At 64.7% G+C, this 20,932-nt stretch carries 14 protein-coding genes; 4 read left to right on the forward strand and 10 right to left on the reverse strand.

Annotated elements, in window-relative coordinates; translation table 11 throughout:
- Position 1: 1 nt before the first annotated feature.
- From recD to EK23_RS05630, 10 genes are all read right to left on the reverse strand, one after another.
- Positions 2 to 1,870 (reverse strand): exodeoxyribonuclease V subunit alpha, encoded by a 1,869-nt coding sequence (recD, locus tag EK23_RS05585; RefSeq protein WP_045224295.1) that lies wholly within the window; start codon positions 1,868 to 1,870, stop codon positions 2 to 4.
- Entirely contained in the window at positions 1,867 to 5,511 is a 3,645-nt protein-coding gene (gene recB / locus EK23_RS05590) for an exodeoxyribonuclease V subunit beta (RefSeq protein WP_045224296.1), read from the reverse strand. Before recB ends, recD begins: the two co-directional genes overlap by 4 nt.
- Positions 5,508 to 8,825, reverse strand: a complete 3,318-nt coding sequence (gene recC / locus EK23_RS05595) for an exodeoxyribonuclease V subunit gamma (RefSeq protein ID WP_045224297.1) — start codon at positions 8,823 to 8,825, stop codon at positions 5,508 to 5,510. Before recC ends, recB begins: the two co-directional genes overlap by 4 nt.
- 36 nt (positions 8,826 to 8,861) lie before the next feature.
- Entirely contained in the window at positions 8,862 to 9,719 is an 858-nt protein-coding gene (gene asd, locus EK23_RS05600; RefSeq protein ID WP_045224298.1) for an archaetidylserine decarboxylase, read from the reverse strand.
- 104 nt (positions 9,720 to 9,823) lie between these two features.
- Positions 9,824 to 11,014, reverse strand: a complete 1,191-nt coding sequence (locus EK23_RS05605; protein ID WP_052807950.1) for a pyridoxal-phosphate-dependent aminotransferase family protein — start codon at positions 11,012 to 11,014, stop codon at positions 9,824 to 9,826.
- 5 nt (positions 11,015 to 11,019) lie between these two features.
- Positions 11,020 to 11,985: a hypothetical protein gene (locus EK23_RS05610; RefSeq protein ID WP_235281918.1), complete on the reverse strand. Its 966-nt coding sequence runs from the start codon at positions 11,983 to 11,985 to the stop codon at positions 11,020 to 11,022.
- Between the two features lie 6 nt (positions 11,986 to 11,991).
- Entirely contained in the window at positions 11,992 to 12,963 is a 972-nt protein-coding gene (locus EK23_RS05615) for a 2-hydroxyacid dehydrogenase (protein ID WP_045224299.1), read from the reverse strand.
- Positions 12,964 to 13,019: 56 nt separating this feature from the next.
- Positions 13,020 to 14,204 carry an aminotransferase class V-fold PLP-dependent enzyme gene (locus EK23_RS05620; RefSeq protein ID WP_045224300.1) on the reverse strand — a complete coding sequence of 395 codons (1,185 nt, stop codon included), beginning with the start codon at positions 14,202 to 14,204 and terminating at the stop codon, positions 13,020 to 13,022.
- A gap of 170 nt (positions 14,205 to 14,374) precedes the next feature.
- The gene (locus tag EK23_RS05625; protein ID WP_045224301.1) at positions 14,375 to 15,496 is read right to left on the reverse strand and encodes a PilT/PilU family type 4a pilus ATPase; all 1,122 of its coding nucleotides are present in this window, start codon (positions 15,494 to 15,496) and stop codon (positions 14,375 to 14,377) included.
- Positions 15,497 to 15,511: 15 nt separating this feature from the next.
- Positions 15,512 to 16,546: a type IV pilus twitching motility protein PilT gene (locus EK23_RS05630; protein WP_045224302.1), complete on the reverse strand. Its 1,035-nt coding sequence runs from the start codon at positions 16,544 to 16,546 to the stop codon at positions 15,512 to 15,514.
- Between the two features lie 89 nt (positions 16,547 to 16,635).
- Here EK23_RS05630 and EK23_RS05635 point away from each other — a divergent pair, with 89 nt between their 5' ends.
- The 4 genes from EK23_RS05635 (at position 16,636) to EK23_RS05650 (ending at position 20,925) form a co-directional block, all read left to right on the forward strand.
- Positions 16,636 to 17,325, forward strand: a complete 690-nt coding sequence (locus tag EK23_RS05635) for a YggS family pyridoxal phosphate-dependent enzyme (RefSeq protein ID WP_045224303.1) — start codon at positions 16,636 to 16,638, stop codon at positions 17,323 to 17,325.
- A gap of 87 nt (positions 17,326 to 17,412) precedes the next feature.
- Positions 17,413 to 18,240, forward strand: coding sequence for a pyrroline-5-carboxylate reductase (gene proC, locus EK23_RS05640; RefSeq protein WP_045224304.1), 828 nt, complete (start codon positions 17,413 to 17,415; stop codon positions 18,238 to 18,240).
- A complete protein-coding gene (locus tag EK23_RS05645; RefSeq protein WP_327037033.1) occupies positions 18,225 to 18,815 on the forward strand; it encodes a YggT family protein in 591 nt (196 codons plus the stop codon). Before proC ends, EK23_RS05645 begins: the two co-directional genes overlap by 16 nt.
- A gap of 130 nt (positions 18,816 to 18,945) precedes the next feature.
- Entirely contained in the window at positions 18,946 to 20,925 is a 1,980-nt protein-coding gene (locus tag EK23_RS05650) for a dynamin family protein (protein WP_045224306.1), read from the forward strand.
- Positions 20,926 to 20,932 lie beyond the last annotated feature (7 nt).

A 20,932-nucleotide genomic window follows, 5' to 3' on the forward strand; every position in this document is an offset into this window, starting at 1 on the left:
GTTATGATACACGATCATGGGCGGCGCGCGAGCCTTCGACGGGGCTCGGCGGAGCAAGTTCCCGGAGGCGGTCCAGCAGACCGGAATTGCGCTGGGTTTGGGTTGCAATAGCCTGCGCCAGCATTTCGGCGGCGCCGAATAGCATCACCTTGCGCCGCGCGCGCGTCACCGCGGTAAAGAGCAGTTCGCGGCTCAGGACCCGGCTGCTGGTGGCGGGCAGGACCAAGGCAACCTGCGCGAATTCGGAGCCTTGCGCCTTGTGCACGGTCATGGCGAAGGCAGTCTCGTGGGGCGGGAGCCTCGATGGCGCCAGGCTGCGGTACCCGCCCCCAGGTTCCGGGAAGTACGCCAACAGGCCTCCCTCCGCTGCCGGCAGGCATAGCCCCACGTCGCCGTTGAACAGGCCTAGCCCGTAGTCATTGCTGGTGATGATCAGCGGCCTGCCCGGAAACCAGGGGTTGCGCGCCTTGTCGCGCGGATCGCGCAATCCCTCGCGAAAACGGGCGCTCAGGGCCTGATTGAGCCGCTCCGCACCGCGCTCCGACGCCCGCACGGCACACAGGACCCGGAAACGGTCGAATGCGGCGAAGGCGTCCGCCGCGTCGCCGGTGAAGGCCTGCACCGCCTCCCGATAGGTGTCGAAGCCAGCGGCCAGGGCGTTCATGGAGACGGCTGCCAGCCTGGGCCCCCCATCGCGGATCCATTCCAGTTCCGGGTGCGCTCCGCTGCCGAGCCGCCGCAAGGCCGCGGCACCATCGCCGCGGTTGATATCGGCCGCCAGCTGACCTATGCCTGAATCCTGCCGGTAGCGCAGGCTGTCATCCAGCCATACGGCACAGTTGCGCAGCGGCGATGCCTGCCGGGGCGGCAGCGGCCGGATGGCGGCGACAGCGCAACCGGTCAATGCCGCCAGGCGCTCCCGGCAGCCGTCATCTAAGCCGGGATCGGTGCAGATCTCGTGAAACACGGCCCCCGCTTCAACCGCCGCCAATTGGTCCTTGTCGCCCAGAAAGACCACGCGGGCCTCGCCTGGCACGGCCTCCAGCAAGCGCGTGGCAAGGGCTAGGTCAAGCATGGAGGCCTCGTCCACCACCAGCAGGTCGATGGGCAAGGGGTTGCCCGCATGGTGGCGGAAGCGGCGTCGATCCGGGACCGCGCCAAGCAGTCGATGCACCGTGTGCACCTTGTCCGGCAGCCGGTCCCGAATGTCCTCAGGCAGGGCCGCGGCACGCTGCTGCATCGCTTCGCGCATCCTCTGCGCGGCCTTCCCGGTCGGCGCCGCCAGGGCCACGCGCAACTGGGGCTGAGCGCGCAGCAGCACCGCCAGCAGGCTCACCAGCGTGGTGGTCTTGCCCGTCCCGGGGCCGCCAGCGACGATGGTGAGACGGTTGCACAGGGCCATGGCGCAGCCCAGTTTTTGCCAGTCAGCCCTTTCTTCCAGGCGCGCGCGATTGGCGCTGAACAGGCGGTCGAGCAGGGCGCGGTCTTCCGGCTGCGGTTCCGCCGCAAGCGGGCCGGTGCGGGCGAGGAGGGCCGCTGCCAGACGCCGTTCGTAATCGAAATAGCGGGCCAGGTAAAGGCGGTTGGCGCTATCGATCACCAAGGGCAGCAAGGAAGGAGAGTCTGAAAGCGTCACCAGCCCCGTCGCCTGGAGCTGGGCGCAGGCGGCCGATACATCGTCCTGAGGTCCCAGTTGCAAGGCCTCGCGCAGGTCCACGCAGACATGGCCGGCGCTGGTGGCCAGGCTCACCGCGCGCGCGGCGCGGAACAGGAGATCGCGAGCCGGTTCATCCAGGGCTTGGGACAGCCCGAGCATTCGACGGGCAAAACCGTCCGCCAGGGACTCTTCGGGCGTGTCTAGCGGATTCATGCGGTGGGCCCAGCGGCCGGTTGACTGAACAACTGCTCCAGGCTGTCCAGAACCGCCCGCTCGGGGCGGTGGAAGTAGACCCCTGACGGCGTGCCATCCGGGTTGTGCCAGCCGGGCCTGACGCCACGCAGGAACAGATACAGGCATCCGCCAACATGCGCGTCGTAGTCGTAGTCCGGCAGCCGGAAGCGCAGATAGCGGTGCAACGCCAGGGTGTAGCAGAGGTACTGAAGGTGGTAGCCGTGCTGGTCCATGGCAAGCTGCACCCCGGCGGGCCCATAATCCTCAAGGCCATCGCCCAAGTGATTGGATTTCCAGTCTACGATGAAATAGCGCCCGCCGTGTTGGAATACCAGGTCGATGAAACCTTTGAGATACCCGGAGAAGGCGCTGAATCCGAGCGCGCCGTAGCCATAGCCATGGTGCTGCAGCCAGTGCGCCAGGGGTTTGGGGGCGAGATGCCCGAGGGGCAGGCAGAATTCCAGTTCCGTCAGCCGCTGCGAACGGCCAATGCCGTCCAGGCGAATGCCGTCCCGTAGTGGCGTCCCCAGCAGGTCGGAAAACAGGTTCTCCATCATGGCCACAAGCTCAGCCCGGCTCATTCCCGATTCGCCCTGCGGATACTCCGCCAGCGCCTGTTGGATGGCGCCGGGCCAGGAACGCGGCTCGGTGAAGTCGGCCAGTTCCAGCGCCCGGTGCAGGCAGTGGCCCGCCTGCTCGCCCCGGGGAAAACGCAGGATGTCGTTCCCTTCCAGGCGCGCCGTGGGCTCCGGTGAAAGCCTCTCTTCCTCGACGGCCGAACCGTCGCGGTCCGCGACGGGATGTTCGGAGGCTCCACTGCGTACCAGCCCGGAAAAACTGCCCAAACGCCAGCCTTCCCTGGGTAGTCGCGCGATCTCACGGGCGCGGAAGGCTTCCGCCGGCAGCTGTGCTGACTGGAACTGCTCGGCGGATTGGCCGGGCAAGACCGACAGGCGCACGCCGGGCGTGGCTGCCGCCAACCGCTCCCAGGCGGCGGTGATGGCTGTGGGTTCGCCGCCTCCTTGCCTCCAAGCCCTGAAATCGATGCCGTCCCCGGCTGCCAGCCAGTTGAGCAGGCCGCGGCTGGATTCCTTGCTGCTGGTACCGCTGCCCTGCACCGTGAGATAGTTGCCCGCGATCAGATAGCAGCGATGGATCGCGCGGGTGAGGGCCACGTAGATCAGACGCACCTGCTCGGCGGCGTCCTCCAGGTCCAAGCCCTGCTGGGCCAGGCAGCGCGCCTCATCCGCGACCGAAAAATCCAGAACGCTTTTACCCTCCAGATGGTAGGCGAGACACTCCTCCTTTCCGCTCGGGCGCCTTCCACCATCCCATAGATAGGGGCAGAAGACGATGGGGAACTCCAGGCCCTTGGACTTGTGAATGGTCAGGATCTGCACCAGGTTCTCGTCGGATTCCAGCCGGAGTTGCGCCACTTCCTCATTGCTGCCGTCGCGGCGGCGCTCGGCCAGCCAGCGCAGCAGCGCCTCAGGCCCAGTGCGCGGATGGGTGGCGGCCACCAGCAATTCACCGAGGTGAACCAGGTTGGTGAGCTTGCGTTCGCCGCCCGGGCCGCCCAGGAGCCGCTGAGCGGTCCCGCAGTCGCGCAGCAGGGTCTGCCAGAATAAGGCGAAGCCCTGCTCCTGCCAGGTACGCCGGTAGTCCTGAAAGCGCTCCAGCCAGGCGGCGAGCCGGGCTTCGTCCATATTCAGGGCGAAGAGGCGATTGCCGTCCTCGCCCATGATCTCGGTCGCCAGGGCCGCCTTGATCGGGCCGATACGGGTCGGATCGATCACGGCTTGCAGGATGCGCTCCAGTTCCTCCGCTTGCTCCGTGGCGAAGATGGACTGCTGCGACAGTTCCACGCTGGCCACGCCGCGCTCCGCCAGGGCCAGGCGCAGGCGTGCGCCCTGGGCGTGGCTGCGCACCAGCAGGGCGATGTCCGATGCCCGCAACGGGCGCTCGCCGATACGGATCAGGCCCGCCTCGGCGGCGTTGATCAAGCGCGCCACTTCGGCCGCGCAGGCGGCCGGCACCTGTTCCTGCAGCAGCGGCTTTACCGGCCCGACGCCATCGACCTCGGGCAGGGCCCACAGTTCCAGGGCGCCACGTGCCGCGCTGGCGTCGGTGAAGGCAGCGCGCGGCTTCTCACCCAGTCGCACCGCGTGATAGTAGAGCCCGGCCAGCACGAAGGCCTGGCGGTTGGCCTGGAACAGCCCGTTGCAGGCATCGATCAGGCCGGCGCAGGAACGCTGGTTGGCGCTGAGGGTGTGCAGGCGCGCGGCCTCGCCACGGGCCGCCAGGTAGGTATGCAAGTCGGCGCTGCGGAAGCTGTAGATCGCCTGTTTGGGATCACCCACCAGGAACAGCGAGGCACTTTTCTCGCCGCTTGCGTAGATATGCCGGAAAATCCCGAACTGCAGCGGGTCGGTATCCTGGAACTCGTCGATGAGCGCGCAGGGAAAGCGCTGGCGAAGCGCGCCCGTCAGCCAGGGATAATCGCCGCCATCTAGAGCCTGAAACAGCTTGCCCAGGAGGTCGTCGAAAGACACCACGCGCCGCGTCTGCTTGCGCGCCGCCAGTTCGGCGGGCGCGAAGGCCAGCCAATCATGCAAGAGTTGCAGGCGTCTAAGTTGCAGGCCCGTGCTGATCTGCCCGTGCAGAGCAAGGAGTTCGGCAGCCAGGTCGAAGAAGGGGTGCTGCGGCGTCACGCAGTTTTTCTTGGTTTTCTCCGCGAGGCGCTCGGCGCTGAGCAGAAGCTGCTTCTCGCCCAGCGCGCCCAACGGATTCTGCCCGTCGAAATAGCCTTGCCAATTCGAGGCGGACGCACTGATGGAGGCGGGTTTGTAGGTCTGTCCGTTTAGTTGCGGCAAGGCAGCCTGGAGGAGTTCGAGGATGGCCTCCGACTCCCGTTGCCAGAGGGCCTGCGCGGCCAGGAACAGGGCGTTCATGCGATCCAGGGGCGGCTGCAAGTCGCCCATCGCCGAGAAATCTGGCCACACCAGGCGCGCCAGTGGCTTCTGCAGGCGCTGCTTCAAGTGTTTCACCAGCCAGTCCGGGCCACTGCCCTGGTCCAGCAGGTAGGCGGTGAATTCGCGGCTCAGGCTGCCGTGAACCACCTGCGTGCGCCAGAAGTCGCTGGCCAGCTCACGCTTCAGGTCGTTGTCGTCGGGCATCAGCTCGAAGCGGAAAGGCAGGCCCGCCGCGAAGGGGGTATCCGCCAGGGCGCGCTGGCAGAAACCGTGAATAGTGAAGATGCTGGCTTCGTCGAAGCTGAGCAGGGCCAGCCTGAGCCGATCGGCGGCCTCGTCCGGATTCACGCGGCCACTGGCAAACACCGCGGCGGTAAAGCCTTCGATGAACGGGTCGGCGCCAACCCCAGCCTCCAGGGCCAGGGACAAGTCCAGCAGGCGGGCGCGAATGCGCTCGCGCAGTTCCGCCGTGGCCGCATTGGTGAAGGTGACCACCAGGATTTCGCGCACGCTGCGCTTCTGCTCCAGCAGCAGCCGCAGGTAGAGTCCGCAGATGTTCCAGGTCTTGCCGGTGCCCGCGGAGGCTTCGATCAGCTGGATGCCGTCCAGGGGGCAGTGGAACACATCCAGTTCCGCTGGCGTGCTCACGATGCGTCCGGCTCCAGATGTTCCAGCATCGGGCCCAGGATGCGTTCGGCCAAGGCCGCAAATTCGCTGTCCAAGGGGTCGGCCCGACCGCGCAGGGCCAGGCGGTGCCAGGGATCGAGGCGCTCGCCCGAGGCAAATTCATTACCCAGCCACTTGCCACGGGCGGCACGCAGGCCGCCATCGGTGACGTAGGCGAAAGCGCTGCGGGGGAAGAAGGGCAAGGGCCGGCTTAGCCCTTCCCGATACAAGGCCATCAGATCGGCCAGCCGTGGCAGGGGCTCGGCAACCGGGCGCAACCGGAACTCGCCATCCGCGGCTAAAGCCCGCGTCACCGGGGCGCTCGCGGCCTGCGACAGCGCACACAGCGCCAGGTGGTAAATCCAGGCCGAGAGGTAATCGGATTCGCGCGCCTTGTCGTAGCGGAAGCGGACCTGTCCTCCCGGATGCAGATGGATGAGGGCACCTGAGAGCGACCAGGCTGCGCCGTCCAGATCGAACTCGTGAAGGAAACTGGCGGGCTCGGCACGGGTCGGCTCCAGGGCCGCACGCACTCGCTCGGCAAAGCCCTTGAGTTCGCTCAGTTCGCGCTGCCGGTGCAACTCCCCCGGCAGACCCTCTGGGAATTCTCGTCCTGCCTGGGCCAGCGCGTTGGCCTCGGCGAGGGGCATGCCCTGCAGCAGCAGCGGCAAGAGGCGCTGACTCAACTCGCGGCGGCTGTCCCAGTCGGGCGCGAAGGGTTCCTCGTCGCACAGGGCCGTTGGTGCATCCTGAAGTTGGATTCCGAGGCGCTCGCGCAACAGATAACGGCTGGGATTGCGGAAAAACTGGAATAGCTGCTCCAGGGTGACCTGGCTGAACGATTCGAGGTCGGGCGGCGACAGGGGAGCCGCAAAAAATGGCGGTCGCGGCGATTCGGCTTCAGCGTCCTCTGCTTCGCCGAATGCTTCGGTCGTCATGGCGGAGAGGTCGGCGGTCGTTGCGCAAAAGCGGGTGCGGGCCGCTGCGCAATACGCGCTGTCGTAGCTGAACAGCCGTGCATCGCCCTGAAAATAGCGGGGCGAGAAGGCCTGGAGCGGATGTTCCAGCACCATGACGGCGCGCGCCTGGTGAAAATCCAGCGTCCCCTCGCTTTCGGCGGCGAACGCCTGCGCCAGATGATCCAGCAATTCCGACACCAGCACCGAGGGGGGCAGCCGGGCGTTATCGCGGATGCTGCGGCCGGTGTAGGTGAAGATGACACGCTCACGCGCCGACAGCACCAGGTCGAGGAACAGGTTGCGCTCGTCGCGCTGGCGCTGGCGGTCGCCCCGGCGCGGCGGGCTCTGCGCCATGAGATCGAACTCGGCGGTGACCACCGGGGAGGGAAACACGCCGTCATCCATCCCCAGAAAGCAGATCACCCGATAGGGCAGTGCGCGCAGGCTGGGCATGGCGGCGAAGGTGACCCGGCCCGAGGGCACGCCGCCCCGGACCGGATCGTCCAAGGCCTCGCTCAGCGCGGTTTCCATCACCTCCGGAGCGATGGGGAGCTCGCCGGCGCCGGCGGCGATCCGCTCGCAGAGACCCGTCAGGGTATCGCGCACATCCCGCAGCGCGGCGGTTTCGTCCGCGTCGGGTTGCAGCAGCGTGGCCAATAGCTGCTCGAGCCGTTCACGCCAGGCGCTGACGGTCTGGGCCTCACGCAGTTGCGCGCAGGCCTCCCGCAATGCCTCGACAAAATGGTCGAACTGGCCCAGAACCCGCGCCTCCATGCCCTGGACTGCCGCGTAAGGCAGCATGCCGGCGACCAGGCTGTCGTCGCCGTCCGGCATGGCATAGCCCAGGAACAGTCGACCCAGTCCGTCGGCAAAGGTATGCTGCGCCGACTCCGGCAGGCCGCACGCGGCCCGGTGTTGTCCATCGACGCCCCAGCGGATGCCCGAGCCGCGCATCCAGTCCTGCACGCTGTTCAGATCCACGGTGGAAAAACCGAAGCGGCGCGCCACCGCAGGCTGGAGCAGCAGGTCAAACACGGCGCTGGCGGTGAACCGGCCGCGGCTCAGCGCGAAGAGTGCGGTCAGGAAGCGAGCGACCGCGTTATCCTGGATGGCGGGGCGGCCGGTGATGGCGTAGGGGATGCGCCGACCCGCCGGTTGCGCGCCGAACACCGCGTCGATCAATGGCGCGGCGGTGGCCAGTTGTGGTGTGACCACCAGGACGTCGGCGGGTCCGGGTCCGCCTTGGGCATCGAAGGTGTCCAGAAGCCGATCGTGCAGCACCTCCAATTGCCGCTGAAGGCTGTGGCAGGCATGAAACTCGATGCTCGCATCAGGCAGCTCGAGGCCGCCGGCATGCAAGCCCTGCAAATCCAGGATCGCGTTCTGCAAGCGGCCCAGCAGGCTGTCGCCGGCCTGGCGCTGGAACAGCCCGTCCACCTCTGTCTCCGCTTCCGACTCGCCCAACAGCAGGTCAATCTGGGCCTGGGTCTGGCACCCCCAGGAGGCCAGCAGCGGGTTGCCGGTTTCGTGCAGCAGGTCCTTGCCTTGCAAGCTCAGATAGGCCAGGCGCTTTGGCTCCACCACCTCGAACCAGTATTCCTGGCAGGGGTTCAGCAGATAGAGGCGGATGGGCATCCACCGCGCAAGCCATTCCAGCAGGTGTAGGTACAGGCGCGGCAAGGTGGGGAGACAGAAGATAGCGACGCGACCCGGCAAGGCCTGCAACCTGGGGTCGTCAGCGGCGATGCCAGGCGCTTGCCGGAAAAAATCGCCGGCGGGGTGAAACGGGCTCATGCCCAGCTCGCGGGTGATGCGCTGCCACAGGACGGCCTGCCATTGCGCGTCCTCGCGGGCCTGCGCGCCGTCGGCGCCGATCTCTGCCGCCTCGCCCACAGACCAGGCATGCAACCATTCCGGGCGGTAGGTCAGGTACTGATCGAACAAGGACGCGATGCGCTGGGACAATTCCAGGCGCATGCCATCATCGGATTTGCCCAGGTAAGCCTGGAGCCGCTGGGAAGCGGGGACATCCCCCGGGCTCTCGCCCAGCAGGCGGAAGATGCGCCACTGCAGCGCGTCCGGGGCGAAGGGCGAGGTGCGCGGCACATCGACGAACTGACCGATCTGCTCCCAGAGCCACTGGGCCAGGAATTGGCAGCGCAGGTTGGCGCAAACGCCGTGGCGGTCGGCGTAAGCCAGATCAACCCGCCGCCGCACCGCCAGGGTGGGCAGCACCAGGCTTTGGGGTTCCAGAGGGTTGCTTGGCGCCTGGGCGAGATCGTCCAGCAAGGCCGCTTCCAGCAGCTCATAGCGGTTGGAAAAGATCAGTTCCAGCATCGCGCGCCTCCAAGCGCCGCCAGGTCCGCCCCCTACTTAGACGAGGCTGCCCAGCGCCTGCCCCATGCGCACCGGCGTGCCCGCCGCCAAGCCGGCATCCCAGTTGGCTGCCTGCTCCCCGAACAGCACGATGATGGTGGAACCCATGTTGAAGCGGCCCATTTCCGCGCTCGCATCCAGGAAGAGGGACTTATCGGAGTAATCCCAGCACTGGATCTCGGCCCGCGTGGGCGGGGTGACAACGCCGTGCCAGACGGTCTCGATGCTGGCGACGAAAATCGCGCCCACCAGCACCAGGGCCATGGGTCCGGCCTCGGTCTCGAACAGGCAGACCACCCGCTCGTTGCGCGCGAACAAGCGCGGCACCTGGTTCACGGTGGCGTTGTTGACGCTGAACAAGCGCCCCGGCACATGGATCATCTGTTTCAGCCGTCCGCCCACGGGCATGTGCAGGCGGTGATAATCGCGCGGGGACAGATAAATGGTGGCGAAGCGGCCGTTTTGGAAAGCCGCGGCCCGGTCGGCGTCGCCGCCGAGCAGTTCCATCGCGCTGTAGTGTTTTCCCTTGGCCTGGAAAATCGTGTCATCCTCGATATTCCCCAACTGGCTTACCGCGCCGTCGGCGGGGCATAGCAAGGTTTTCTCACCCGCCGCCAGGGAACGCGCCTCCGGCTTCAAGGCCCGGGTGAAGAAGGCGTTGAAGCTGGGATAGCTGCCTGGATCGCCCTCCAGAGCCTGGCTCATGTCCACGTCATAGAGGCGGATAAAGGTCCGGATCAAGGCGTCCTTGAACACGCGGTTTTCGCAGCGGGTCACGTGCTGCGCCACCCGCGAGAGGGGGTGATGGGGCAGGATGTATTGGGGCAGGGCGAAAAGTGCTTCCGAAAGGCTCACGAGACGACCCTCGAATGGGATGAATGGGACGGGGCAGGGCTAACCTGCCCCGTGATCAGGGTTAATGACCTAGGCGCTGCCGCGAGGGCAGGCGCTACGGCGCATCAGTAACCCTTGGCGATCAGCACCTTCTGCGCCGCGTCCAGGGCCACGCCGCGTGCGATGGGTGCGTTTTGCTCATCCAGCACGGCTTCCAGGGCGCTCAGGCAGAACAGCACGTTCTTTGGGGTGGCGCTGGCGCCCATGAGGCCGAAACGCCAGACTTTGCCGGCCAGGGCGCCAAGGCCCGCGCCGATCTCCAGGTTGTAGCGGTTCAGCAGGGTGCTGCGGACCGCCGCTTCGTCCACGCCCTCCGGCACGGTGACCGAGTTGAGTTGCGGCAGACGCGCGGCCTCGGGTACCAGATAGCCCAGGCCCATGGCCTCGAAGCCGGCGCGCAGGGCAAGGTGCAGGTCGGTGTGGCGCTGCCAGGATTTCTCCAGGCCTTCTTCCTGCAGCATCACCAGGGCCTCGTGCAGGCCGTAGAGCGCATTGATGGGCGCGGTGTGGTGGTAGGCGCGCTTGGTGCCGCCGCCCCAGTAGTTCATCACCAGGCTGAGGTCCAGGAACCAGCTCTGGGCCTTGGTCTTGCGGTTTTTGATGGTCTCGACGGCGCGGGTGCTGAAGCTGACCGGCGAGAGCCCCGGCGTGCAGGACAGGCACTTCTGCGAGCCGGAATAGATGGCGTCCACTTCCCATTCGTCCACCTTCAGCGGCGAGCCGCCCAGGGAGGTCACAGCGTCGACGATGATCAGGGCTCCCTTGGCATGGGCCAGCTTGGAGATGGTTTCCACGTCGGAGTAGGCGCCGGTGGAGGTCTCGGCCTGCACGAAGGCCACGATCTTGGTGTCGGGGTTGGCCTTGAGGGCGTCCTCCACCTTCTGCGGGTCCACGGGCATGCCCCAGGCGTCTTCCACGATGATGGGGGTCGCGCCGCAGCGCTCGACGTTCTCCTTCATGCGGCCGCCGAACACGCCGTTGATGCAGACGATGACCTTGTCGCCCGGTTCCACCAGGTTGACGAAGCAGGTTTCCATGCCGGCGGAACCCGGCGCCGACACCGGCAGGGTCAACTCGTTCTGGGTCTTGAAGGCATACTGCAGCAGGGCCTTCATCTCGTCCATCATGCCCACGAACAGCGGGTCGAGATGGCCGATGGTGGGCCTGGCCATGGCTTCCAGGATACGGGGGTGGACATCGGAAGGCCCTGGGCCCATCAGGGTCCTGACGGGCGGATGAAACGATTTTACGGTCATGATTCTCAGTGGTTGAGGTGGATGGAAGTGAACTGATGGTGTTCGTCGAGGTACAGGGTGATGTCGGCGCGGTCCGGCATCTCCTCCAGCATGTGCCGGGTGAGGCGTTCATAGTGCATGATGAAGCGCTTGAGGCCGGATGAATCCATGATGCGATGCTGGTGCGCCCGGGCCGCTTTTGCCGCCAGTTTGTCTTCCTGCAGGCTGCGCCACTCGTAAACGCAACTGAGGCTGGGCACCCGCAGCATGACCAAACGGTCGATCCTCGCGAACAGCGCGGCATAGGGACCTGCCAGTTGCGCGTTGACATGCCGGCGCCAAGTGCCCTCGGCATCGTCGCGCTGCTCCAGTTCGTTGAGGGGCTTTAGCAGGTCGTTTTCGGTCTGTGGTCGCGCGCCCACGCACCAGCCCTCGAAGATCACCACGTCCACTGGCGCTTCGATCTCGGGCCATTCCTTTTCCGGCGCACGGTCATCGTGGGCCTTGTCAAAGACCGGCAGCGACACCCTGGACGAGGTATCACCCGTGAGGATATCCAGCAGGCTCAAGCCGAGCGCCACGTCGTGGGTGCCGGGGACCCCGCGGGTGGCCAGCAGTGGATGCACCTCCCGGGCCAGGCGCTCCCGTTCCTCATGGGTCCGGTAGAGATCATCGATGGAAAAACCGGCCACCTTGAGACCGAAGGCCTCGCGCAGGATTCGTTGCAGGAAGGCGGACAGGGTGGATTTTCCCGAGCCCTGCGCGCCGTTGACGCCCAGCACGAAGGGACGCCCTTGCCGCTGCGCGTTCACCCAGGCCGCCAGCGGCAGGTAGACCCTGCCGAGCGGCTCGGCCAGGCTCGCGCTCATCTGCTCGTGGCGCAGCAGTTCGAGGAAGGCGGGACGCAGCCGCCCGGCCAATTCCATGTAGGTCTGCGCGTCCAACACGGCCGCTTCGTTGGGCCACAGGCCCGCCGAAATGGACAATCCCATGCCCACTCAGACCACCTTGTCGCGGGGCGTCTGCCCGGCAAAAAATGCCGTGACATTCTCGATGACGCGCATTCCCATGGCGATTCGGGTTTCTTCTGTGGCGCTGCCCAGGTGCGGCAGCAACACGGCGTTCTCCAATTCCAGAAAGCTTGGATTGAGCCTGGGCTCGCCTTCGTAGACATCCAGACCGGCACCGGCGATGGCTTTGTTCTTCAGGGCCTGGATCAGGGCTTCGTTGTCCACCACGTCGCCGCGGGCGGTGTTGATGAGGTAGGCGCCGGGCTTCATCAAGGCCAGTCGCTCGGCATTGATGAGGTGGCGGTTCTCCTTGCTGCCCGGACAATGCAGGGCCACGAAATCAGCCTGCTGGAGCACCTCCTCGACGCTGCCGCGGCGGCTGGCGCCGAGGGCCTGACAGAGATCGTCGGCCGGCGGATAGGGGTCGTAGAAGATCACCGGCATGTCGAAGCCATGGTGCGCCTTTTTCGCCATGGCGCGGGCGATTCGCCCGAAGCCGATCAAGCCCAGGGTCTTGCCCACCACCTTGGTGCCGAGCAGGTGAGTCGGGCGCCAACCGCTCCATTGCCCGGCCCGAACCTGGCGCTCGCCCTCGCCGGCGCGGCGAGCCACCATGAGCATCAGGGTCATGGCGATGTCCGCGGTGCAGTCGGTGAGCACATCCGGCGTGTTGGTGACGGTGAGTCCGAGCGCCTTGGCGGATTCAACGTCGATGTGGTTGTAACCCACGCCGAAATTGCCCAGGATCTTGGTGCGTAAGGGTTCCACCTGCAGCACTTCGGCCGGCAGCGGGTCGGTCACCGTGGGCATCACGCAATCGTAGCTGCGCAGGGCCTCTTGCAGCTGCTGCGGGCCGAGGGGCTGATCAGCTTCATCCAGGGTGACGTCGAACAGTTCCTGAAGGCGCGCTTCCACCGGCGCAGGCCAGCGGCGCGTGACGAGGACTTTGGGCTTGCTCATGAGAGTTCCTGTGCGGGGGCCGGCGGTGCTCCGCTAGGCGGATAGTGAGGCCGGCATTAGCGCGGCGCCAGGGCGGGGGCGGTTTCCCGCCAGTATTCACAGGCCGCGCCCACGCCGCTGCCGGGCGTGACCTGAATCCCCACGTCACGCATGGCCATTTCGGCGCCGGCAATGGCGCTGCACAGCATCAATTCGTTCAGATCGCCCAGATGCCCGATACGGAACACCTTGCCCATCACTTCCGATAGGCCGGCCCCCAGGGACAGGTTGTAGCGGTGATAGGCATAGTGCATCACGTCACGGGCGTCGAAGCCTTCGGGAACGACGATGGCGGACACCGTGTTGGAGTACCACTTGGGATCCTGGGCGCACAGCTTGAGGCCCCAGGCAGCCACCGCGCGGCGGGTACCCTCGGCCAGTCGCGCGTGTCGCGCGTAGACCGTGTCCAGGCCTTCCTCCAGCAGCAGGTCCAGGGCCTTGCGCAGGCCATGCAACAGCGGAATCGAGGGGGTGTAGGGGAAATAGCCGCCCGGGTTGTGCACCGTGTGGTCGTAGATATCCAGGAAGGCGCGCTTGCATTGCGCCCCTTCGCGGGCCGCCAGCGCCTTCTGGCTGAAGCACAGCAAAGCGAGGCCAGCGGGCAGCATGAAGCCCTTCTGCGAGCCGCTCAAGGCCACGTCCACGCCCCATTCGTCCATGCGGAACTCGATGGAAGCGATGGAACTGACGCCATCGATGTAGAACAGGGCCGGGTGCGCGGCGGCGTCGATAGCCTTGCGAATGGCTGGCAGGTCGCTGGTGACGCCGGTCGCGGTTTCGTTATGGCAGGCCAGCACGGCTTTGATCTGGTGAGACTTGTCTTCCTTCAGACGCGCCTCCAGATGATCCACCGGCACGCCCTGGCCCCAGGGCACCTCGTGGAATTCCACGTCCAGGCCCAGGCGCTTGGCCAGATCGATCCACAGATGGCTGAACTGGCCGAAACGGTAGGTCAGCACCTTGTCCCCGGGCGAGAGGGTATTGGTGAGGGCGATTTCCCAGCCGGCGGTGCCGGTGGCGGGGAAGATGAAGCACTGACCCTTCTCGGTGCGGAAGATCTTTTTCAGATCCTCCAGCAGCGGCTTGACCAGTTTGGGAAAATCCGGCGCGCGATGGTCCTGCGAGGGCACATGCATGGCGCTGAGCACGGCATCCGGGATGTTGGTGGGTCCTGGGACGTACAGATGGTTGCGGCCTGGCATGGGTCACCTATGGATGCAAAGGGGCGGGGAAACGGCGGACGCGCGCCGTAGACGTCGTGGCGGGCGGCTTGGCTGCGACGCCCAGCACAACCGTTCAACGCCTTGTAAAATGACCTTTTATGATGCCATAGCCGATGGACGTGCTTCAAGCGCAAGCGCGCTGCCGCCCATCAATCGTCATCCACGATGAACATATTGTCATGCTGCGAGGAGTACTTCTCGATGCTGCCGGTTTCGCCCAGCTTGATCATCAAACGGACCTCGTTCTTGGAGTCCGCCGAATGCAGTGCGTCCTCGTAGCTGATCTTGCCGGCTTTGTAGAGGTCGTACAGGGCCTGGTCGAAGGTCTGCATGCCCTGCTCGCGCGACTGTTTCATCAACTCCTTAAGCTTGTGCACCTCGCCCTTGCGGATATGGTCGGAGGCCAGGGGCGTGTTCAGCAGGATCTCCACCGCCGGATAGCGGCCTTTGCCATCGGCGCGGCGGATCAACTGCTGTGCGACGATGCCCCGCAGATTCAAGGACAGGTCCATGAACAACTGGGGATGCATGTCCTCGGGGAAGAAATGCAGGATGCGGTCCAGGGCCTGGTTGGCGTTGTTGGCGTGCAGGGTGCTCAGGCACAGATGGCCGGTCTCGGCGAAGGTGATGGCATGCTGCATGGTCTCGCGGGTGCGGATTTCGCCGATGAGAATGACATCCGGCGCCTGGCGCAGTGTATTCTTCAGGGCCACCTCGTAGGATTCGGTGTCTATTCCCACCTCGCGCTGGGACACGATGCAACCGGCATGGGGGTGCACATATTCCAGCGGGTCCTCGATGGTGATGATGTGGCCGCTGGAATGCTCGTTGCGGTACTTGATCATCGCCGCCAACGAGGTGGATTTGCCGGTGCCGGTGGCGCCCACAAACAGGATCAGGCCGCGCTTGGTCATGGCGAGATCGTTGATGATCTCCGGCAGGTGCAGTTCCTCCACCGTGGGAATATGGGTCTCGATGCGGCGCAGCACCATGCCGGGCGTGTCGCGCTGGATGTAGGCACTGACGCGGAAGCGGCCGAGACCTTCCGATGAAATGGCGAAATTACACTCCTTGGTGTTCTCGAATTCATCGCGCTGGCGCTGATTCATCACGCTCATCACGATCTGGCGCGCCTGTTCCGCGTTCAGCTTGGTGCTGGCGATGGGCTGGATGGCGCCGTCGACCTTCAAGCAGGGCTCACGGCCCGGGACGATGAAAAGGTCCGAGGCCTTCTTGTGAGCCATGAGCATCAGCAGGGATTCAAAATCCATGGGGCCCTCCGCCCGCTAGAACGCGGTCTTGTTGACAGCCTTGGTGCGCGCGATCTGGCGCGAGACGACGCCCTTCTCCACCAGTTCCTGCAGATGCTGGTCCAAGGTCTGCATGCCGTCCTTGCGTCCGGTCTGAATGGCGGAATACATCTGCGCCACCTTATCCTCGCGGATCAGATTTCGGATGGCCGGCGTGCCTACCATGATCTCCCAGGCCGCCGTGCGCCCCCCGCTGATCTTTTTCATCAGGGTCTGGGCGATGACCGCCTGCAGGGACTCGGAGAGCATGGATCGGATCATGTCCTTCTCGGCCGCGGGGAACACGTCGATGATGCGATCGATGGTCTTGGCGGCGGAACTGGTGTGCAGGGTGCCGAACACCAGATGGCCGGTTTCGGCGGCCGTCAGGGCCAGGCGGATGGTTTCCAGGTCGCGCATTTCACCCACCAGGATAACGTCCGGGTCTTCACGCAAGGCCGATCTCAGGGCCTCGTTGAAACCCAGGGTGTCGCGGTGCACCTCGCGCTGGTTGACCAGGCACTTCTTGCTCTGGTGCACGAATTCGATGGGGTCCTCAACGGTGAGAATATGGGAGTAATCGTTGCCGTTGACGTAGTCAATCATTGCCGCCAGGGTGGTGGACTTGCCGGAACCCGTGGGGCCCGTCACAAGGATCAAGCCACGCGGATGGCGGGTGACTTCCTGGAAGAAGGGCGGGCAGCCCAATTCATCCAGGGTCAGAACCTTGGAGGGAATGGTTCGGAACACCGCCGCCGAACCGCGGTCCTGGTTGAAGGCGTTGACGCGGAAACGGGCCACGCCGGGCAGTTCGAAGGAGAAGTCCGTCTCGAAGAATTCCTCGTAATCGCGCCGCTGCTTGTCATTCATGATGTCGTAGACCAGGGCGTGCACCTCCTTGTGGTCCAGTGCGGGCACGTTGATGCGGCGAATATCGCCGTCGACGCGGATCATGGGGGGCAAGCCGGATGACAGGTGCAGGTCGGAGGCGCCGTTCTTGACAGAGAAGGCGAGCAGTTCGGCAATATCCATGGGTACCTCAGTGTGTTCGGTCTTGAAGGAAGAGGCGGGCGACCTTACCCTTGCCGCTCCGACGCAAAAGTATAGACGGTTCGACTACGATGACCTCAATCTCTGAGCGCCTGGCGGCGACGCGGGCGCGCCTGGCTGCCGCCGAGGCTGCGGCGGGCAGGGCCGCCGGTACGGTGGGCCTGATCGCGGTGAGCAAGACCCATCCGGCAAGCGCGATCCGCGAGGCTTATGGTTTGGGACAGCGCGATTTCGGCGAGAACTACCTGCAGGAAGCCCTCTCCAAGCAAGAGCAACTGCAGGACCTGGGGATCACCTGGCACTTCATCGGCCCGATCCAGTCCAATAAGACGCGGCCCCTGGCTTCTCACTTTGCCTGGGTGCACAGCCTCGATCGCCTGAAGATCGCGCAGCGTCTCAGTGAGCAGCGCCCGGAGGAACTGCCGCCGCTCAATGTCTGCATCCAGGTCAACGTGAGTGGTGAGGCAAGCAAATCGGGCATCGTCATCCCCGAATTGTCGGAACTCGCCGCGGCCGTGGCGGAACTGCCTCGGCTGCGTCTGCGCGGCCTGATGGCGATTCCGGCACCGGACACCGATACCGCGAACCAGCGCCTGGCGTTCCGCAGACTGCGGGAAGCCCTGGTCAGTTTGGAACTTCCGGGCCTGGACACACTGTCCATGGGCATGTCCGACGATCTTGAGGCAGCGGTGGCGGAGGGGGCGACCCTGGTCCGCATCGGTACCGCCATCTTCGGCGCGCGGCCCGCCAGGGCGAGCTGATGGCGAAATCCTTGAAACCGAACGCGGCACTGAAAAATCGAGCGGTTCCACAGTAAAATAGGCTGATCCTATCCAATTCAGGACATTATGAAACAGCAGACCTTGGGATTCATCGGTGCCGGCAACATGGCGAGCAGCCTGATTGCCGGCCTTCTGGCGGATGCTTATCCGCCAGCCAATATCTGGGCTTCCGACGTGGAAGGCGACAAGCTCAGACACCTGGCCAATCACTTCGGCATTCAAACGACCTCAGACAACCGTCAGGTGGTGGAGCACGCGCAGATCCTGGTTCTTGCGGTCAAGCCGCAGATGCTTAAGGAGGTTGCCGGCGGCATCGCGGACTCGGTGCAGAAGCACAAGCCCCTGATCATCTCCCTGGCGGCGGGCGTGCTGGAGGCCGATATTGATCAATGGCTGGGGGGTGGCATCGATATCGTGCGCTGCATGCCCAACACGCCGGCACTGGTCAAGACCGGCGCCACCGCCATGCACGGCGTCGCCAGCCTGAGCAGTGAACAGCGCAGTAGGGCCGAAGCGGTATTGCGGGCGGTCGGGCTGACCGTGTGGGTGGACAGCGAGGAATTGCTGGACGTCGTGACAGCCCTGTCCGGCAGCGGTCCTGCTTATTTCTTCCTGTTTATGGAAGCCATGGAGGAGGCGGCCGTCGCCCTGGGTCTAAACGCCGAGACGGCACGCTTGCTGACCCAGCAGACGGCCCTGGGCTCCGCCAGGCTGGCGATGGAATCGGAAGAATCTCCAGCGGAATTGAGACGACGGGTGACATCGCCCGGCGGTACCACCGAAAAGGCCATCGGCGTTTTCGAGGCATCGGGGCTGCGCAATCTGATCAGCGAGGCGATGACCGCCGCGCGCCAGCGCGCCGGGGAACTGGCTAAACAATGGGGGAACGTGTGATGGATCTGGGTTATCTGGTCAATCCCACGGTGTTCGTGGTCGACACCCTGTTCAGCCTCTATGTCTTCGCGATCATGCTACGCTTCCTGTTCCAGTGGGTGGAGGCGGATTTCTATAATCCAATTTCCCAGGCTCTGGTGAAGATCACCCATCCGCCTCTGCGTGTTCTGAGGCGTTTCATACCCTCCCTGGGTCGTATCGACACCTCGTCCCTGGTCCTGATGCTCATCGTGCAAATGCTGGGTGGCTATCTGGTTTTCCTGCTGCAGGGCGTCAGCGCCAGCCTGGCCGTGCTGTCGGTGTGGGCCCTGAGCCAGTTGCTGGAACTGTTCTTCAATGTGATGACGTTCTCGATCATCATCCGCGCGCTCTTGAGCTGGTTCGGTTCCATGAGCTACAACCCGGCCAGCTCCCTGCTCTACAGCCTCACCGAACCGACCATGCGGACTTGCCGCAAGCTCATCGGTCCGATCGCGGGGATTGACCTGTCGCCGCTGATCGCCTTGATTGCCCTGCAGGTGGGGAAAATGGTGATCTTGCCGCCCTTGCAGCAGACCATCGCCCTGTTGAGCTGACCCCCGCGATCACTCTAAGCGACAGGGAAGTCCCGCCGTCCCTCGGACTGGGAAAGGAATTGGTCTACACTTCCGATAGTTTGGACATGGGCACTCACCCCGCCGGCGGGCAACAAGTCGAGAGTCACAGATGAGCAAGATGCAGCTCGAGGAAAAACTGAGGGGTTACGGGCAATGGAGGGAAGCGCTGATCGGCGCCCTCGATCGTTACAAGGCCTGGCTGGATACATACGGGCTGAACGGCGATACGATCAATGAGAGCATCCTCAACATGGAGGAAAGTCTCAGGGAAGACCGCCTGGTGGTGGCTTTCGCCGCGGAATTCTCACGGGGCAAGACGGAGCTGATCAACGCCCTGTTTTTCTCCGACACCGGCGTGCGCCTGCTGCCCTCATCGCCGGGCCGCACCACCATGTGCCCCACCGAAATCTTCTACGACACCAAGGGCGGGGCCTACATCCGCCTGCTGTCCATCGACACCCGGCTGACGGAGACCTCCCTCAGCGAGTACAAGCGCCACGCCGACAGCTGGCTGCAGATCGAGCTTGACCCCAACTCCCCGGTTCAGATGCAGGAGGCATTCCGCGAACTCGCTGCCACCAAGAAGGTGCCCTACCAGGAGGCCGTCAAGCTCGGCCTCGCCTTCGACGAGATGCGCCCGGGTCAGAGCCTGCCCCCTGAATTCGTGGAGATTCCCGCCTGGCGCCATGCCCTGATCAGCTTTCCCCATTATCTGCTCAAGGAAGGCCTTTCCATCCTGGATACGCCGGGCCTCAATGCCCTGGGCGCCGAGCCGGAGCTGACCCTGCACATGCTGCCCAGCGCCCAGGCCGTGGTGTTCGTCCTGGCCGCCGACACCGGCGTGACCAAGAGCGACTTGGACATGTGGCGCAACCACGTGCGCGGCTCGCGCCATTCCCACCATGGCGGACTGGCGGTGGTGATGAACAAGATCGACTCCATGTGGGGTGATCTGCAGGGCGAGGAAGCCATCGAGAAATCCATCCATGAACAGATTGCGACCACCGCCCAGATACTGGAAGTGGCGGAAGGTTCGATCTTTCCGGTATCGGCCAAGCAGGCCTTGTTGGCCAAGGTCAAGGGCGACGAGGCGCTGCTGGACAAGAGCCGGCTGCGGGGGATCGAGAATTATCTTGCCAATAGCGTGGTGCGCGAACGCCAGACCATCCTGCGAGAGGCGGTATCCCACAATGTGGGACATCTGGTGCGGGAGTCGGCCGCGACACTGGGCGCCGAAATGACCGACATCGAGCGCCAGTTGGCTGACATGCGCAAGATCGACATCAATAACCATGAGATGACCCACAAGCTCATGGAGGAAACCCGGGAGCAGCAGGGGCGCTATCTGGCCAGCGTGGATAATTTTCAGGCCAGTCGGCGCGTGTTTCTGGTCCAGGTGCGTTTGCTGATCGAGGCCTTGGGCGCCGATACCATCGATCCCATCGTGCGCCGCATGCGCAAGCAGACGGCAGGGAGCCTGACCACCATCGGCATGAAGAACTCGATGAAGAACGTGCTGGACGAGTTGCGTGTGGTGCTGGAGAAGGCCTCGGCCATTGCCGAAGAGGCCAGGCGGCTGGTCAAGGCCATTTACGCGCGATTCCGTGACGAGCATGGGTTCACTGACCTGCAGCCGGTCATGCTGTCATTCCACAAATACGAGGTGGAACTGCAGCGTATCTTCGACGAGGGTGAGGAATTCCGTAACAGCGCGGCCTCCACCCTGATGGAGCAGAGCCTGGTGGTGCAGAAGCTGTATGGCACCATCATCGCCAATGCGCGCGAGATGTTCGGGCAGGCACACAACGAGGCCAAGACCTGGGGCTCAACCGCCTTGGGGCCTCTAGTTCACCAGATCAAGGACCGCAAACGTCTCATCGAAAGCCGCCTGGAAGTACTTCGCAAGGTCAACGAAACCAGCGAGTCGCTGGATGCCGAGATTGCGGCCATGGAAGAGAAACTGGCTCCGTTGCAGCGTCAGTTCGATGAACTCAAGGCGATCCTGTCCACCTTGGAACTCGAACAGGAACCGGCACCAACATCCGGCGTCAGTCAGGAAGCGCCGGCGGCGGTCGAGGCGGCTGGATAGGTCCGAG

Origin of the sequence: Methyloterricola oryzae, from assembly GCF_000934725.1 — a bacterium.
Lineage (GTDB): Bacteria > Pseudomonadota > Gammaproteobacteria > Methylococcales > Methylococcaceae > Methyloterricola > Methyloterricola oryzae.